The sequence below is a fragment of the Georhizobium profundi genome, from assembly GCF_003952725.1.
Lineage (GTDB): Bacteria > Pseudomonadota > Alphaproteobacteria > Rhizobiales > Rhizobiaceae > Georhizobium > Georhizobium profundi.
In genome coordinates this window covers 830,001-847,027 of record NZ_CP032509.1, presented here as the reverse complement: position 1 = coordinate 847,027, position 17,027 = coordinate 830,001, and the positions used below count along the sequence as shown (strand labels likewise).

15 protein-coding genes, 1 tRNA gene and 2 rRNA genes (1 of these 18 only partly in view) are annotated in these 17,027 nt (G+C 59.0%); 4 read left to right on the top strand and 14 right to left on the bottom strand.

The annotated features are described in order from the left end of the window. The first annotated feature begins 151 nt into the window (after nt 1-151). Genes pqqB through pqqE form a run of 4 tightly spaced genes read left to right on the top strand, consistent with a single transcriptional unit; the run spans nt 152 to nt 3,265 of the window. Nucleotides 152-1,066: a pyrroloquinoline quinone biosynthesis protein PqqB gene (gene pqqB / locus D5400_RS03995; protein ID WP_126007874.1), complete on the top strand. Its 915-nt coding sequence runs from the start codon at nt 152-154 to the stop codon at nt 1,064-1,066. Beyond that, nucleotides 1,063-1,830: a pyrroloquinoline-quinone synthase PqqC gene (gene pqqC / locus D5400_RS03990; protein WP_126007872.1), complete on the top strand. Its 768-nt coding sequence runs from the start codon at nt 1,063-1,065 to the stop codon at nt 1,828-1,830. The genes pqqB and pqqC overlap by 4 nt, the downstream gene beginning before the upstream one ends. Beyond that, nucleotides 1,827-2,129 carry a pyrroloquinoline quinone biosynthesis peptide chaperone PqqD gene (gene pqqD / locus D5400_RS03985; RefSeq protein WP_126007869.1) on the top strand — a complete coding sequence of 101 codons (303 nt, stop codon included), beginning with the start codon at nt 1,827-1,829 and terminating at the stop codon, nt 2,127-2,129. Before pqqC ends, pqqD begins: the two co-directional genes overlap by 4 nt. Next, nucleotides 2,126-3,265, top strand: a complete 1,140-nt coding sequence (gene pqqE / locus D5400_RS03980; protein ID WP_126007867.1) for a pyrroloquinoline quinone biosynthesis protein PqqE — start codon at nt 2,126-2,128, stop codon at nt 3,263-3,265. The genes pqqD and pqqE overlap by 4 nt, the downstream gene beginning before the upstream one ends. A 66-nt stretch (nt 3,266-3,331) precedes the next feature. On the opposite strand, the gene D5400_RS03975 is transcribed toward pqqE, so the two are convergent. The 14 genes from D5400_RS03975 to D5400_RS03910 form a co-directional block, all read right to left on the bottom strand. After that, complete coding sequence (locus D5400_RS03975) at nt 3,332-4,111, bottom strand: DUF5818 domain-containing protein (RefSeq protein ID WP_164527780.1); 780 nt, start codon at nt 4,109-4,111, stop codon at nt 3,332-3,334. Between the two features lie 324 nt (nt 4,112-4,435). Next, nucleotides 4,436-5,041: an ANTAR domain-containing response regulator gene (locus D5400_RS03970; protein ID WP_126007863.1), complete on the bottom strand. Its 606-nt coding sequence runs from the start codon at nt 5,039-5,041 to the stop codon at nt 4,436-4,438. A gap of 28 nt (nt 5,042-5,069) precedes the next feature. After that, nucleotides 5,070-6,242 carry a transporter substrate-binding domain-containing protein gene (locus D5400_RS03965; RefSeq protein ID WP_126007861.1) on the bottom strand — a complete coding sequence of 391 codons (1,173 nt, stop codon included), beginning with the start codon at nt 6,240-6,242 and terminating at the stop codon, nt 5,070-5,072. Between the two features lie 6 nt (nt 6,243-6,248). Next, a complete protein-coding gene (locus D5400_RS03960; protein WP_126007859.1) occupies nt 6,249-7,382 on the bottom strand; it encodes an AAA family ATPase in 1,134 nt (377 codons plus the stop codon). A gap of 64 nt (nt 7,383-7,446) precedes the next feature. Beyond that, entirely contained in the window at nt 7,447-8,493 is a 1,047-nt protein-coding gene (locus D5400_RS03955; RefSeq protein ID WP_126007857.1) for an aliphatic amidase, read from the bottom strand. A gap of 80 nt (nt 8,494-8,573) precedes the next feature. Beyond that, nucleotides 8,574-9,269, bottom strand: coding sequence for an urea ABC transporter ATP-binding subunit UrtE (urtE, locus tag D5400_RS03950; protein WP_126007855.1), 696 nt, complete (start codon nt 9,267-9,269; stop codon nt 8,574-8,576). Between the two features lie 11 nt (nt 9,270-9,280). Further along, nucleotides 9,281-10,012, bottom strand: coding sequence for an urea ABC transporter ATP-binding protein UrtD (urtD, locus tag D5400_RS03945; protein WP_126007853.1), 732 nt, complete (start codon nt 10,010-10,012; stop codon nt 9,281-9,283). A gap of 1 nt (nt 10,013) precedes the next feature. Next, nucleotides 10,014-11,132 (bottom strand): urea ABC transporter permease subunit UrtC, encoded by a 1,119-nt coding sequence (gene urtC, locus D5400_RS03940; protein ID WP_126007851.1) that lies wholly within the window; start codon nt 11,130-11,132, stop codon nt 10,014-10,016. 12 nt (nt 11,133-11,144) lie between these two features. Then, the gene (gene urtB / locus D5400_RS03935) at nt 11,145-12,014 is read right to left on the bottom strand and encodes an urea ABC transporter permease subunit UrtB (RefSeq protein ID WP_126007849.1); all 870 of its coding nucleotides are present in this window, start codon (nt 12,012-12,014) and stop codon (nt 11,145-11,147) included. A 118-nt stretch (nt 12,015-12,132) separates the two neighbouring features. Further along, on the bottom strand, nt 12,133-13,371 hold the full coding sequence (locus D5400_RS03930; RefSeq protein ID WP_126007848.1) for a transporter substrate-binding domain-containing protein: 1,239 nt from the start codon (nt 13,369-13,371) through the stop codon (nt 12,133-12,135). Nucleotides 13,372-13,755: 384 nt separating this feature from the next. Next, nucleotides 13,756-13,968: a hypothetical protein gene (locus tag D5400_RS03925; RefSeq protein WP_126007845.1), complete on the bottom strand. Its 213-nt coding sequence runs from the start codon at nt 13,966-13,968 to the stop codon at nt 13,756-13,758. A gap of 406 nt (nt 13,969-14,374) precedes the next feature. Beyond that, nucleotides 14,375-14,451: transfer RNA gene (locus D5400_RS03920), tRNA-Met, on the bottom strand. A gap of 216 nt (nt 14,452-14,667) precedes the next feature. Then, nucleotides 14,668-14,782: ribosomal RNA gene (gene rrf, locus D5400_RS03915) — 5S ribosomal RNA — on the bottom strand. 243 nt (nt 14,783-15,025) lie between these two features. Next, nucleotides 15,026-17,027 (bottom strand): 23S ribosomal RNA (locus D5400_RS03910); it runs 799 nt beyond the window's last position.

Genomic DNA, 17,027 nt, shown 5'->3' with positions numbered 1-17,027 from the left:
GTACTTGATCGGATCATTGCAGCAACGCTAATGCTGCAATGCAATATAATCTCGCTTTGCGATGCTGGATACTAAAGGACCTGTTTGCCTTTTCCCTCCTGGTTGCTACGCAAGGCATGATGCTGGCTTGTGCTGCATCGCGGAGGAGGATTTGGAAGACAACAACGCCATTCGTGCACTCGTTTTGGGAGCGGCAGCTGGCGGCGGCCTGCCGCAGTGGAACTGTGGCTGCGCGAACTGCCGGCTGGCACGCAACCCGAATGGCGGGCTCCGCCCGCAGACGCAGTCCTCGCTCGCCGTCACTGCCAACGGGCATGACTGGGCGCTTCTCAACGCCTCTCCGGATATCAGGTCGCAGATCGAAGCCAATCCGGTCTTGCATCCGCGCGCCTTGAGGGACACGCCGATAGCCAGCGTGCTCGTGACGAATGGCGATATCGATCATATCGCCGGTCTGTTGATCCTGCGGGAGAAACAGCCCTTCCGCTTGTTCACCACGCCGGCCATCGGAGACATCCTGGCGGCGAACCCCGTGTTCGAGGTGCTCGACTCGAACTGCGTCGAGCGTATCACGGTCGCCTTGGATCAGCCTTTCACGCTGGTCAACGGCATCGAAGCCACCCTCTTCGCTGTGCCGGGCAAGCTGCCGCTTTTCATGGAAGGCGAGAACCCGGAAACGGCTCTGGAAGGTGAGCAGACGGTCGGGGTCGAGCTGAAGGGCTCAGGCAAGCGGATCTACTACATTCCCGGCTGCGGCCGCCTGACCGACCGGCTGACCGATCGCATCAGAGGCGCCGATCTCCTCTTCTTCGACGGCACGGTCTTTCACGACGACGAGATGGCTCGCGCCGGCACCGGGCTCAAAACGGGCCGCCGTATGGGGCATATGCCGATGTCCGGCGAAGGAGGCAGCATCGATGCCTTGAAGGGTCTGGCCATCGGGCGCACCATCTATGTGCATATCAACAATACCAATCCGGTGTGGCAGCAGGGACCCGAGCGACGCGCAGCCGAACAGGCGGGCTATGAAATCGGATATGACGGGATGGAGGTTCATCTGACATGACGGCGCAGCCGCGAGAAACTTTCGAAGCGCGTCTCCGGGCAATTGGCGAGACCCGTTACCACGACAAGCATCCCTTCCATAGCATGCTGCATGGCGGCCAGTGCACGATGACCCAGGTGCGCGCCTGGGTGGTCAACCGCTATTATTACCAAAGCCGCATCCCCATGAAGGACGCTGCCTTTCTCTCGCGCTGCACGGATCCAGACCTGCGCCGCGCTTGGCGCTCCCGCATCGAAGATCACGATGGCGGCGTTGCCGAAGGCGGTGGCATTCGACGCTGGCTGAAACTGGCCGAAGCCGTCGGTCTCGATCCGGTCTATGTGGCTTCGACCGAAGGCGTTTTGCCCGCCACGCGTTTTGCCGTCGACGCATATGTGGCGTTCGTTCGGGAGAAGCCGATGCTGGAAGCCGTCGCCGCATCGCTGACAGAACTGTTCGCACCGAAGATCCACAGCCAGCGGATCGCCGGTCTGCTCGAACACTATGCCTTCGCCGACGATGCGGCGCTCTCGTACTTCCGAACACGTTTGAACGAAGCACCCAAGGATGTTGCCTTCGGCCTCGCTTACGTTCTCGATCATGCCGATACGCTGGAAAAACAGGATGCAGCTGCTGCGGCCCTGACCTTCAAGACCGACGTGCTCTGGTCGCAGCTTGACGCATTGCATTCCGCCTATGTCACGCCGGCACGCATTCCACCCGGTGGATGGGATGGAGAAACGGGCGTACGGGAAAGCGCTCAGTACCAAGGAGCCGCCCAATGAACGGCGAGACATCTGCCGCACGGATCGACGGGGCGACGATCGCAAAGCTTGCGCGCGGCGTGCGGCTGCGCGACGATGCGGTGCGCGGCCAGCAGGTGCTGCTCGCGCCCGAACGCGCCATGGCTCTGGACGATATCGCAGTGAGAATTGTCCACGCCCTCGATGGTGTCCGATCGATCGATGCGATCACCGATGCATTCGCGGCAGAATTCGGCGCGCCGCGCGACCAGATTGCTGGAGACGTGATTGCGTTCGTGCAGGAGCTCTCCGATCGACGCATGCTGGAGATTCTCTCATGACAGCCATCCAGTCTCTGGAACGGACAGCCGCAGCGCCGTTGGAAGCGCCCCGCATTCCGCCGCCTATGGCGCTTCTGGCCGAACTGACGCATCGCTGTCCGCTGGCCTGCCCCTATTGTTCCAACCCGCTCCAATTGACGGGCCTGCGCGAGGAACTGACGACAGAGGAATGGATTCGGGTGTTCGCGGAAGCGGCCGCACTCGGCATCCTGCACCTGCATCTCTCAGGCGGCGAGCCCGCTTCGCGGCGCGATCTCGTGGACCTGACCAAAGCGGCGGCCGATCTCGGCCTCTATACCAATCTCATCACCTCCGGCGTCGGCCTCACGGAAGGGCGGGTGCAGCAACTGTCCGATGCGGGGCTCGACCATGTCCAGCTCTCGCTGCAGGGGGCCAACGCGGCAATGGCCGATCATGTCGGCGGCTACCGGGGAGGGTATGAGCGCAAGATGGCCGTCGCCGAGTGGGTCCGGCAGGCTGGTATTCCGCTCACCGTCAACGCAGTCTGCCACAAGCAGAACATGGACCAGCTCGACGAGATGCTCGATCTCGCCGTTCGTCTGGGCGCACGACGCATCGAAATTGCGACGGTGCAGTTTCACGGCTGGGCCGAACGCAACCGGGAAGCTCTGATGCCGACGCAGGAGCAGGTGGTGCGCACCAATGCGACCGTTGCCGCCGCGCGCGAGCGTTTGAAGGGCGTTCTCGTCATCGACTACGTCCCGGCCGATCACCACTCGACATACCCGAAGGCCTGTATGGGTGGCTGGGGCCGCATCGGCCTCAATGTCGAACCCTCCGGCAAGGTGCTCCCCTGCCATGCCGCCTCGACGATCCCGTCGCTGCGCTTCGATAACGTCCGCGAGCGACCCTTGGCCGATATCTGGTATCGCGGAGACGCCTTCAACGCATTTCGCGGCGACGCTTGGATGCAGGAGCCTTGCCGGTCCTGCGAACGAAAACACATCGATTTCGGCGGCTGCCGCTGCCAGGCGATGGCGCTCGCCGGCGATCCGGCGGCAACCGACCCGGTCTGCATCCGCTCGCCCCTGCGCCCGATGCTGGAAGCAGCCGCCGCCAGCGACGGCGCTGCTACGCCCGGTGCATTCGTCTACCGCACGATGAAACCGCAGTGATCGGGAACGACGTCTGCGACAGTCGCCCGAAACACCACCTCGTTCATCGATGGTCTCAGCCTCAGATCACTGTGACGGCGTCACACGCCGAACGTCGATCGTGGTGCCCTGCTGGCAGATCGACATCTCCGCGATGACACCATCGACCGTGACGCGATCGCCCGGGTAGAAGCCGCGAATGTCACCGGCAAGCGAATAGGTTCGACCATCGTCCCCGCGCATCGTGGGGCATTCCACACCCTGTCGCGTGAGCGTGCCGGAAACGGAAAAGAGCGGCCGCTCGGGTCGGCTCGGGCGGCCGATCACCTGATAGGCGTCAGCCACTGCGCGCGCCCGGCTGTTTCGGCTCTGGAGACCGAAAAAAATCTGTTGTCCGGGGCGGGCCCAATTCGGCAAGCCGACGGCAATGTTGACGCCGCCGCGTCGATCGGCACGAGCATTTCCGATCACCTGAAGGCGATAGGGGCTATCGCCGGCCATGATCTGGACCCGGCTCCCGGGCTCGAAGCCCGACCCACGCAACGCGACATCGTCATCGATCCGGCCTCTGGACTGATCCAACGTCAGCGAAAGCTGCGCCACAGGCGCATCCGCCGGCAAATAGATCGTCTGCCCGACCCGAAGGAAACGAGGATCAACGCCCCGGTTCAGGAACTGGAGCTCGGATAGCGGAATGCCGGCGCTGCGAGCGATCGAGGACATCGTGTCTCCCGGCCGCACGCTGTAACGCACGACCTCCCGCTCGATGAAGCGCCCCTGTGCAAGAGCCGGAGGAGCCAAAACCGCTTGGCTGACGGGAGAAAAGCAGAAGAGAGAAGCTGCGATCAGAATTGAAAGACGACGCATCGTGACACCCATGAATTGACCGTCACAACGCGTACACAGGTCAGCCTGAACGCGGCGTGAACTTTTTGGAAAGCGGCGCTTCATGACCCTGCGGCGTCAGCTTCGGCCATGATCCGAGAGTCACTGACCTGCCTTCATCGCGGTCAGGGCCCAGGTGCACGCCGAGCGCCGCTGCAGCGGGGGCGACGATTCCCGGCAGCGGTGATGCTATTAGTATTTGGTGTTTGTGATTTGGTGGCGGGGGCTCGCAGCCGCCTTTCTCGAACAAATGTGAGTATATTAGAAATTGAAGCTGGATGACCTCAATGGGTTGATGGACTGCTTCTACCGTTCACCAACCAAGCTGTTCAGGATGCCATCGGCATTGATGATCGACTGAGCGATCTCGATGGTCGAGGTTCGCTTTGACATCGCTTGGTTTCGAATGATCTTGTAGGCTTCCTTCTCGTTGACGCCGTGGTGCCGCATCAGGATGAACTTGGCGTCCGCGATCTTCTGGACGTTCTCGATCTTCGCCTTGAGCTTGAGGATCTCGCCGTCATAGCTCTTGTTCACATGCCAGACACGGCGCGCCATCAGGATGTTGCTCATAACACCGAAGGGCCGCAGCGGCTTTGCAATCACCGTATGCACGCTGAGATCAATAAGACCTTGCAGCACAGATGGGTTTTCATAGCCGATGATACCGATCAGCGTGGGGCGATTGATCGTTTCGCGGCCGAGAAGCGCGACGGTTTTCTCGGCAACGGCCTCAGTTATCTCCAGAAAGATGACGTCAGTGCCCTCGGGCACCTCGTTCGGCATCGGCCAGAGGTTGGCGACATTGCATCCGATGCGGCTGATTTGCTTGAGAAGCTCCTCTATCTCCCCGTCTCGCGGATGAATGACCAGGACATTCAAGCCACGCACTTCGTTGATGAGGTCAGTCATTGCCCAATCGCCCCCACCTCAGACAAACCTAACGCTGTAAAGAGCGCTTTGGGCGATGCAAACGCAAGCTCCAGTCGTCCAATCCGGGGTTAACCAGGTAAGGATCCGGCTTGATCGAGCGCTTCACCTCCTGTTCGACGACATATTCGCCGCGTTCGTCGACTTTTCCGATCCGCGACTGAAGATATGTGTGCGAATTGTCGGGATCGATCTTCACCTGCCCTTGAGGCGCGTCGAACACGGAACCCAAGAGCGCTTCGCGAAGCGCATCGGTGTCGACCGATCGGGTCTTGGCGAGCGCGCGTGCAAAAAGGTGAACTTGGAAATAGGTCGCCTCGCAGCAGCTGGTCACATGCGTGATCGATCCGAACATCTCTTTGTATCGCGTCAAAAAGGCCGTGTTGGCCTCGCTTTCGATATTGCGAAAATAGGGAGCAGCCGTGATGTGCCCGACGGCCGCGTCGACACCCATTTCCGCAATCTCCGCTTCGTTCGTCGTAAGGCTTCCGATCGGGATCCGGCTGGAATCGCAGCCCGCCTGGTGGAAGGCGCGATAGAAGTTCACCGTCCCCTGCCCGACGACGGTCGAGAAGATTACGTCAGGTTCGGCAGCTTTGATCTCGGCAATGATCTCGGCAAAGTCGTCCTCTGAAGCATCGAGCGATACGTACCGTTCGCCGATGACATCTCCACCGCCCTGGCGAACGACGTTGCGCATGACGCGATTGGACTCGCGCGGATAGATGTAGTCCGACCCGACGAAGAAGAACCGATCTCCGTAATTTTCCATCAGGTATCTCGCGAGAGGCACACTGTTCTGATTAGGCGTTGCTCCGCCATAAATCACGTTCGGTGAGTACTCGAACCCCTCGTACAGCGTCGGATAAAAGAAGAGGGCATTGCGCCGCTCGATAACTGGGAGAACTTCCTTGCGAGCAGACGACATGTAGCAGCCAAAAATCACGTTGGCCTTGTCTTCGACGATCAGGCGCTCGGCAAGCCGGCCATATTCCGACACGACCGATTTGGGATCGTAGACGACGGGCTCGATCATCCGGCCATCGACGCCTCCGGCTGCGTTGATCTCACTGATCGCCAGCAAAGCACCATTTCTCTGCGACTGTTCGATGACCGACGTTACGCCCGTGTAGGAAAAGAGAACTCCAACTTTCCAAGGCTTCCCCGTGCCGGCTTCGGCCATCTGCTATCATCCTGCCTGATTGTCGATCTCGAAATCGATACGCTGGTCTTCGATCAGTCTTGCGCGTAACTGGGTCAAGAACTGATCTAGCTCTGAAGACACATAACGATCGAGCAGATATTTTGCCAACGCAACCTCAACGTGCTTTCGAAGTGCTCGGCGCAGCCCACGAGCCCCGAAACGCTGATCGTATCCGGCTTTGGCAAGAAATGTGCTCACGTCGTCATCCAGCACGACGCGACATCGATGTTTGGCAATGCGTCGATTGAGCTTGGACAGTTCGACCTCGACCAGTTGATCCATGTGCTGCGGTGTGATCGGGTTGAACACCTCGATGTGGTCGATACGATTGACGAATTCGGGAGGAAACCGCTTCAACAGGGCCTTGTGAGCAAGCTTCAACCTGGGCTCACTGCGCGCGCCTGAAGCCGCCGACAGCCGAGCGCGTAATTTGGCCAGCGAGTTGCCATCGAGCGCTTGAATTTCTCGCGTAGCGAGGTTGCTCGTCATGAAGACGAGAGCGTTTCGGAAGGAGTAGGTGCGTTCACCGGAAGCCACCGTGAGCATGCCGTTGTCGAACACATTGAGCAAAGCAAGAACGACCTCGTCCGATGCCTTTTCCAACTCGTCGAAGAGCACGATCCCAGGTCGACCATGACTGCCTTCGATCTTCTCCTGATCAAGGATCGTCGTGCCTTCCTTCGACCCCACATATCCCGGGGGTGCACCCGTCAGCGCGGCCGCATAATGTTCCTGTGAAAGCGTGTTCATGTCGATCCGACAAACGGCGTCGGCATCGCCGTGAATTGCGCGCGCGACAGAGCGGACTAGCTCCGTCTTGCCGACGCCGGTCGGTCCCAGAAACAATGTTGTCGTGAGTGGGCGGCGCGGGTCACCGATATCGGCACATACGATCCTCAGGCTGTCGAGAACGTGTGCGATTGCCTCGTCCTGGCCGACGATCGTTTCCCGCAGGTGACGCTCCACCAATTCCAGATCAAACTGGAACCGTGTCATCAATCCCTTATGGGCTCGTTTGGCTGGCCGCGTACCTTCAGCCAATGCATTCTCCGCAGCCAGCGCCTCGTCATTCTTGCGGCGCCGGTCGGTGTCATCCAGCATATCATTCAGAAAGGGCAATCGCTCCTCCGCTCAAGAGCAGGGAAGGCCGGCGCGCAATGCACCGCCCTTCCCTCGCCAGGGACTATTCCGCAGCTTCTTTCTCGGATGCACCCGTCGGCAGATTGCCGACTGGACATTGAGCAACGCCCACCGTCGAGCGAGTCAGCTTCTGCACCTGTTCCCGGGTCTTCTCCGCGTCGTTCACCCAGTTGCGATAGAACTCGAAGGGGCAGTCGGCCACACCCAGGTCTCCATCGCCGGATGCATGGACGCCCGTATAGCCGCGATGCAGGAGCTTGAAGAGATGGTTCTGCGACTGGTCGTTGGCGCGCGCATCGCGGATTTCCGGGATAGAGAGCTGCGCATACTGAATGCCCATTTCCTCCTCCCCGCATTCGCCGAGCGAGCGGCCATCGAAGCCGATGATCGCAGAGTGGCCAAAATAGCTGTAGACGCCGTCGAAGCCCGTCGCGTTCGCTACGGCTACGTAAGAGTTGTTGGCCCAGGCCATCGCCTTGGCCATGAGGACCTGCTGGTCCTTCGCCGGATACATATAGCCCTGGCAACGCACGATGAGTTCGGCGCCCTTCATGGCACAGTCACGCCAGATTTCCGGATAGTTGCCGTCATCGCAGATGATCAGGCTGATTTTCATGCCCTTCGGACCTTCGCTGACGTAGGTCTCGCCGCCAGGGCACCATCCTTCAATCGGGCACCAGGGGATGATCTTCCGATACTTCTGGACGATCTCACCCTTGTTGTTCATCAGGATCAGCGTGTTGTAGGGGTTCTTCTTGGGGTGTTGCTCGTGACGCTCACCCGTGATCGAGAAGACGCCCCAGGTGTTGGCCTTGCGGCAGGCGCGCGCGAAAATCTCGGTCTCGTCGCCCGGTATCTGGGCGGCGGTTTCGAACATCTCGTCGCCATCGTACATGATGCCCATGGTGGAATATTCCGGGAAGATCACGAGATCCATGCCCGGCAGCCCCTGCTTCATACCGACGATCATGTCGGCAATCTTCTGAGCATTCTCCAGGACCTCGGCCTTGCTGTGAAGGCGCGGCATCTTGTAGTTCACCACGGCAACGCCGACGGTGTCCTTGCTGCTCGAAATATCTCCGTGTCGCATGTCTGCTCCTCTCGCTTTCTCTCAGTTTGGCCCGTTTCGTCGCATGAGCCGGGCAGTTGAAATCCGCCTGATCCGTTCAATCAGAACGTCAGGTATTGGTCGGCCACCTCGTCGGTGAGGTCACTCGCTTGCCCGGCAAGCGCGATGCGCCCCTTGTCCATGAGGATGAACTGGTCGGATGCGCGTCTCGCGAACGGGATGTTCTGCTCCACGATCACGATCGTCAGGCCCATCTCCCGGTTCAGCCGGAGGATCACATCCTCGATCTGCTGGACGATGTTGGGCTGAATGCCTTCCGTCGGCTCATCCAGGATCAGCATCTTGGGTTCCATGGCGAGCGCTCGTGCGATGGCCAGTTGCTGCTGCTGGCCTCCCGAAAGATCGCCGCCGCGCCGGTCGATGAATTCCCGCAGTATCGGGAAAAGCTCGAAGATGTAGTCCGGGATTGTGCGCTTGCCGTCTCGCCGGGCGAACGTGCCCATGACGATGTTTTCGCGCACGGTGAAGCGCGGGATGACTTCACGCCCCTGCGGAATGTAACCAATACCGAGAAGAGCACGGTCACTCGTTCGCGTGCTGCCGATGTCGGCGCCGTTGAAGGTCAGACGGCCTTCGGTGCGATCGGTCAGTCCCATCAGCGTTCGAAGAAGCGTGGTCTTTCCGACGCCATTGCGTCCAAGGATCGTGAACAGTTTGCCGGAGGCGAGTTCGAAATTCAGGTCCTGAAGGATCGGGCTTTTTCCATAGTAGGAAAACAGGTTCTGCGCTGCGAGCATGGCGGCTTTCCTCAATGTCCGAGATATGCGATCTTGACCGCGGCGTTGGTTTCAATCTCGGCGATAGATCCTTCGGCGAGCACACTGCCCTGGTTCAACACCGTCACGCGCTCGGCCACCTTGCGGACGAACTGCATGTCATGCTCGACGACGATGATGGTGTGCTCACCCTTGAGCGCGTTGAATATCTCGGCAGTCTTCTGCGTCTCTTGGATCGTCATGCCGGCCGTCGGCTCGTCCATCAGCAACAGCTTGCTGTTTTGAGCGAGCAGCATCGCGATTTCGAGCCACTGGGTCTGGCCGTGCGAAAGGTTGGCCGCCTTCTCCTTGCGCAATTCGAACAGGCCGACACGCTGAAGAATGCCCTTGATGGGGCCGTTCATGTCAGAGGCGAAAATGCGGAGCGTCGCCATCAGGCCGGAGCGCTGCGAACGGGCAACCTCCATGTTCTCGCCGACCGTCAACTCCTTGAAGACGGACGGCACCTGGAACTTCCGCCCGACGCCGCAGCGGGCGCGCTTGTATTCCGGCAGGAATGTTATGTCTTCGCCTTCGAAGGCGATACGACCACCGGTCGGCATAGTCTTGCCGCAGATCAGATCGAGCGTCGTGGATTTGCCAGCGCCGTTTGGTCCGAGCAGGCAAAGGAGCTCGCCGCGTGCGACTGAAAAGCTCAAATTGTTGACGGCTTTGAACCCACCGAAATCGACTTGCAGTCCCGTGATTTCCAGCTGACTCGCCATGTCAGTGCCCCCCGCTCTGAGACACGGGATTGGTGACGATGGACTTGTTGGCCCCGGACACTGGCTGACCGGAACGTCGCTTCAGCAGCTTAGCGCCGCTTTTCACAAGCCCGTGCAGCCCACGCGGCATCACCAGAACAACGACGATGAAGAGGAGGCCGAGCAGCAGGAACCATCCCTCGACGAAGACGTCGGACAGACGACCTTCGAGCATGTTCACGAGGATGCCGCCTATCGCCGCGGCGAGCACGGATTCCCGACCGCCCACCGCACACCAGATGACGATGGCGAGACTGAACGACACGCTCATATAGGTGGGCGAGGCAAACTCCAGGACGAGCACATAGAGCATGCCCGCCCAGCCCGCGATCGCGGCGGAGAGGCAGAACACAAGGGTCTCGTAACGGGCGACGTCGTAGCCAAAGAAGCGAACGCGCTGCGCATCTTCGCGAATGGCGCGCAGGATCAAACCGGCCTTGCTCTTGACCAGCATCAACCCCAGCAGCATTGCGGTGATGAGGCAGCCGGCGATCATATAATAGAAGGAGAGACTATAGGGGTCGGCGACCCATCCCAGCACTTCAAGCTGGGCAAGTCCGGTGAGCCCATTCTGCCCGCCCGTGTAGCCCTGCTCCTCGATGAACACGAGTTGGATGGCAACCAGAAATGCAAGCGTGATGATCGCGACGAACACGCCGGTGATGCGACCTCGGAACATGAAGGCCGCCATCAGCCCGGCGAGTGCCGCCGGGATCAGCAGGCCGGCGACCAAGGTAAATGGCAGCGAATGGAACGGAACCCAGAACCACGGCAGGCTCTCGACATTCGTCCAGCTCATGAAGTCCGGCATGCCACCCGGAAGGCTTTCGCTGGCCTTCAGCTTGAGGTGCATCGCCATGATGTACGCCCCAAGCCCGAACGTCGCTGCCTGGCCGAGATTGAGGATGCCGGCCGTGCCCCAGGAAAGAGCGAGAGCCATGGCCACCATGCCCAACGTTAGGTAGCGGGCGAACGTGTTCAGCTCGTATCCATCGAAATTCAGCATCGCCGGGATGCCGATCAGAATGACCGCACCGAATGCCGCGTAAGCGAGGATGTCGTATCGAAAACTCGGGATCATGTCGTCTTCGCCTCAACGCCTGATTGTTTCGGGGAAAAGGCCCTGCGGCCGGAAGCGGATCAGGAGGATGATGCCGACCAGCACCGCTATGCGGCCCATTGTGTCGTTCATCAGCATCGAAAAGAGCGCGGTCGATTCACCGACGATTCCCGACGCTACGGCCGTGCCGATGAGGCTACCGACGCCGCCGATGATCACGACAAGAAACGCATCCACCACCAGATACGTGCCCATCGTTGGGGTGACGCTGACGAGCGGCGTAATGAGCGCCCCTGCAATGCCGGCAAGCCCGGCACCATAGGCAAAGGTCAGCGAATAGACCCGCTCGGCTCTGATGCCATAGCACTCCGAGATTTCGCGGTTTTGGATGACGGCACGCAGCTTCATCCCAAACTCGGTGCGCGTCAGCAGAAGCCATGTTGCAATGAGGATCGCTGTCGCAAAGACGATGACGAAGATGCGATAATTCGACATCACCACATTGCCGATGACGAGGTTGCCATCCAGCAGGGCTGGCCGTTGCACGAACAGCGAGTCCGGGCCGACACCCAGCCTGATGAGCTGCTGCAGGACGATCCCGACACCCCATGTCGCGAGGATCGTATCGAGTGGTCGGCGGTAGAGCCGTTTAACGATGCCCCTCTCGATCAGCCAGCCAACCAGGCCGACGCCTAGGAACACGAAGGGGATCGACACCAGGATATTGAGGCCGAAGAAGACCTGCATTGCCCATGCCGCATAGGCCCCCAGCATGACGAACTCGCCATGCGCCAGGTTGATCACGCCCATCGATCCGTAGATGATGGCGAGACCAACAGCCACCATCAGAAGAATAGAAGCCATGCTCAGGCCGGCGAAAGCCTGATTGAAGAATACGTCCATGTTGGCTGCCTTAGCGTTGCACGCATGATCGGCGACGAGGGTCGATCAGTACGCCACGTGGTCGACATGCTCCGGAGGGACGAATGCTGAAGGTTCGCCCCGCCGGAACAGGCGCGCGTTAGCTCCTCACCAGGCCTTCGCCGGTGCAGGTTTCGCCGTCATAGGCCCAGTATGGTTCTGGAGCGATCCGCTCTTCCGACTGGACAAGCACCTCTGCCTGTCCGTCCGACTTCCATTGAGCGATCTTGGGCCACAGGTGCGTATGGAGGTTTGCATCGATCACCACTTCGCCTTGCGGCGCCATGGTCGTCAGTCCGACGGCCGCATCACGGATGGCAGCTGGAGTGATGTTTTCGGGATCGAGTTTTTCGACCGCCGCCTTGAACTGGTAAACTTGGAAGTAAGCGGCTTCGCTGACGAAATGGGTGACCTGGTCGGCGCCGTATTTCGACAGATAGGCTTCCACGAACTTTTCATTTTCAGGCGACGAGTGGCCCATGAAATAAGGCGCTGACGAGAAGTGGCCGGCGGCGGCCTCCCCGCCCATGGCCTTCACCTCGACTTCAGAGCGCGTCAGGCTTGCAACCGGCAGCTCTGCAGGATCGAAGCCGGCCGCATGAAATTGCCGCTGGAACGCGACGTCGGAGTCGCCGACAAGCGTGCAGAAGATGACGTCCGGTTGTTCGGAACGAATGCGGTTGATGACGGACGAGAAGTCCGAGTGGCCCATCGGCACATACTCTTCGTGCACCGCCTCGCCACCGATTTCCTGCAGGATGATCTTGCAGACGTTGTTCTCTTCGCGCGGATAGACGTAGTTGTTGCCGATCAGATAGAAGCGGCCACCAAACTTTTCAGCCAGCCAGGGCACGAAATTCTGCTGCTGCTGATTCGGGACTGCGCCGCCATACATGACGTTGCGCGAGCACTCGCGGCCTTCGTAGAGCGTCGGGTACCAATAGAGATTGTTGCGCTGCTCGACGACCGGAAGAACCGCCTGGCGACTGGCCGATGTGTAGGAGCCGAAGACGCTGACGCATTCGTCGCGGATGACAAGGCGACGTGCGCGATCCGCATAAGTAGCGGGATCTGAAGCTGGGTCTTCAATAATCGGGCGAAGCTGTTTACCGTGAACGCCGCCGGCAGCGTTGATTTCTTCAATCGCAAGAAGTGCAGCATCGTGCAGCGTTTTTTCGACTACAGCGACCGCGCCGGTCAGTGAAAAGAGAAGACCAACCGGTATATCTTCGGCCGCATATGCCTTTCGCGGGCCTTTGAGGATGGAGGGTGCTGATAGAGCAACTAGTCCCAGCCCACCGGTAATAGTAAGGTTCTTAACAAACGCACGCCGTTTCATTCCGTAACCCTCCGCGGTTTACAGTTGTCATTTCGCGATCTTGCTGTTCCGGCGTCGGGTCAATTCAGAACAAAAAAAGCCCCTCAGAAGACGTCTCTGTTGACGTCGCTCTGAGGGGCTTTGTTGCCCGTTATTGCCCGAACGCTCATTTTTGAGTGTCAAGCACTTACATCATCGAACCATACCGTTCGACGGATGACAAGAACTTTCTTCGAGAACTGCATCCCAGCGACGTCGTTCTCGCGCCTCATCCGAACTGAAGATCGTTCTGGCTGTGGCGGGCGCAAGCGGGGGATAGGGAGCAAAGTGCCCATTCATGGGCACGGGGCCGCCCTTCTTCAGTAATCCTCGAGTGTGTTGCCGGTGGTGGCAGTTTTATCCTCGTCAACAAACACCAGTATGGCTGCGCCAATGTGCGCAACCGCGGCCACCTGTGACAACCGCCTGACCATGCGTCGCGACAACCTCGAAGACGCAGTGCTCGATGGCCTGCGCGACAGTCTTCTTCATCCCGACCTCGTCGCAGAATTCGTCGGTGAGTATCAGCGCGAGTGGAACCGGCTCCGGGGCGAAGAGAATGCCATCCGTCAACGCCACGACGCCGAGCTTCAGAAGGTCGACCGCCAGATTGCCAACATCGTCACGGCCGTGAAGAACGGCCTGTTCTCAGAAGCTATGGGAGAAGAGCTGCGGTCACTGGAAGACCGCAAGCGCCGGCTGAAGCAGGCACAGCCGCAAGTTCCTGAGCCGCCGCGCCTTCATCCCGGCTTGGCAGAACTCTACCGACGCAAGGTCGCGGATTTGCGGGCTGCACTGAATGAAGACGCCCTGAAGGTGGAAGCGGCGGAGCGTCTTCGCTCTCTACTGTCTGCAATCCGCATGATCCCTGAGAACGGCCAACTGCAGATTGAGCTGGTTGGCGAGCTGGCAGCGATCCTGGCGCTGGGGGAGGCTGGAATGCAAAAAGGCCCCAGTCTTGCGACTGAGGCCTTGTCGATAACGCTGGTTGCGGGGGTAGGATTTGAACCTACGACCTTCAGGTTATGAGCCTGACGAGCTACCGGGCTGCTCCACCCCGCGTTATTTTTGAGCTTTCCGGTCATGGCCGGTTTTTTTTTGCCGTACCTCGAAGGCGGATGCCTTGTTCGGGTCGGCGGGGGCTGCTCCACCCCGGGTTATTTTTGCGTTTACCGGGGTGTTTCCCGGGTTTAGGAAGCAAAAAAGGCCGCGTGTTGCGGCCTTTGTTCTCGGCTTTTGCCGATATTGGTGATGAGAAGCAGCTTTTGCGATTTGCAGACCTGGCGGCGACCTACTCTCCCGCGTCTTAAGACGAAGTACCATCGGCGCTGGGGCGTTTCACGGCCGGGTTCGGAATGGGACCGGGTGCAGCCACCCCGCCAGAACCACCAGGTCGGCAAAGCGCAAAAGCGTTGTTCAGAGAAGCTGGTGAGCCAAGGCTCTTCTTAAATTTCAAACACGTCTTTGAGCAACCGTATGGCACCAGACGGAAGCGTCAAGCTTCCGCAAGGCCAAGCGGCCGTCGCGCCTTGTGGCGCGCCCTGTCCGGAGCGTAGCGTTCGAAGAACGCGACAGCGTGAGGACAGACAATTTCATGTGCAGCGTTGCTGCACATGATGATCATTGATCAATGAGAACGATCAAGCCAATCGAGCTATTAGTAAGGCTAAGCTTCACGCATTGCTGCGCGTCCACACGCCTCCTATCAACGTGGTCGTCTTCCACGGCTCTGATAGGGAACACTCGTTTCGAGGTGGGTTTCCCGCTTAGATGCCTTCAGCGGTTATCCCTTCCGTATATAGCTACCCTGCTATGCCGCTGGCGCGACAACAGGTCCACCAGAGATACGTCCATCCCGGTCCTCTCGTACTAGGGACAGATCCTCTCAATATTCCTACACCCACGGCAGATAGGGACCGAACTGTCTCACGACGTTCTGAACCCAGCTCACGTACCGCTTTAATTGGCGAACAGCCAAACCCTTGGGACCTGCTCCAGCCCCAGGATGCGATGAGCCGACATCGAGGTGCCAAACAACCCCGTCGATATGGACTCTTGGGGGTCATCAGCCTGTTATCCCCGGCGTACCTTTTATCCGTTGAGCGATGGCCCTTCCACGCGGGACCACCGGATCACTATGACCGACTTTCGTCTCTGCTCGACTTGTCAGTCTCGCAGTCAGGCGGGCTTATGCCATTGCACTCGACGAACGATTTCCGACCGTTCTGAGCCCACCATCGCGCGCCTCCGTTACTCTTTAGGAGGCGACCGCCCCAGTCAAACTACCCACCATACACTGTCCCGGACCCGGATGACGGGCCGCGGTTAGACATCCATGACGATAAGGGTGGTATTTCAAGGATGGCTCCACGCGAGCTGGCGCCCACGCTTCAAAGCCTACCACCTATCCTACACATGCCGACACGAATGCCAGTGTAAAGCTATAGTAAAGGTGCACGGGGTCTTTCCGTCTGACCGCAGGAACCCCGCATCTTCACGGGGAATTCAATTTCACTGAGTCTGCGTTGGAGACAGCGGGGAAGTCGTTACGCCATTCGTGCAGGTCGGAACTTACCCGACAAGGAATTTCGCTACCTTAGGACCGTTATAGTTACGGCCGCCGTTTACTGGGGCTTCGATTCAGAGCTTGCACCCCTCCTCTTAACCTTCCAGCACCGGGCAGGCGTCAGACCCTATACGTCGTCTTGCGACTTCGCAGAGCCCTGTGTTTTTGATAAACAGTCGCTACCCCCTGGTCTGTGCCACCCCATCATACTTGCGTACAAAAGGGTCACGCTTCTTCCGAAGTTACGCGTGCAATTTGCCGAGTTCCTTCAACGCAGTTCTCTCAAGCGCCTTGGTATACTCTACCTGACCACCTGTGTCGGTTTCGGGTACGGTCTATAATGATGGAGCTATTTCCTGGAACCGCTAAGCAGCCCATCCAATCCAATAAGGATGAACAACAGTCGCAATCCGTCACTACCATCAGGCCCACGAATATTAACGTGGTTCCCATCGACTACGCATTTCTGCCTCGCCTTAGGGGCCGGCTAACCCTGCTCAGATTAACTTTAAGCAGGAACCCTTGGTCTTTCGGCGAGAGGGTCTCTCACCCTCTTTATCGTTACTCATGTCAGCATTCTCACTTCCGATACCTCCAGAAGCCCTCACGGGTCTTCCTTCATCAGCTTACGGAACGCTCCGCTACCACGTGTGCAAGCACACATCCTCAGCTTCGGTGTACGGCTTGAGCCCCGGTACATTTTCGGCGCAAGACCCCTTATTTAGACCAGTGAGCTGTTACGCTTTCTTTAAATGATGGCTGCTTCTAAGCCAACATCCTGGTTGTTTTGGGAGTCTCACATCCTTTCCCACTTAGCCGTAACTTGGGGACCTTAGCTGGAGGTCAGGGTTGTTGCCCTCTTCACGACGGACGTTAGCACCCGCCGTGTGTCTGCCGACCAGTACGCCTCGGTATTCGGAGTTTGGTTAGGATCAGTAAGACGGTGAGTCCCCATAGCCCATCCAGTGCTCTACCCCCGAGGGTATTCAATCGACGCTCTACCTAAATAGATTTCGCGGAGAACCAGCTATCTCCGAGTTTGATTGGCCTTTCACCCCTATCCACAAGTCAT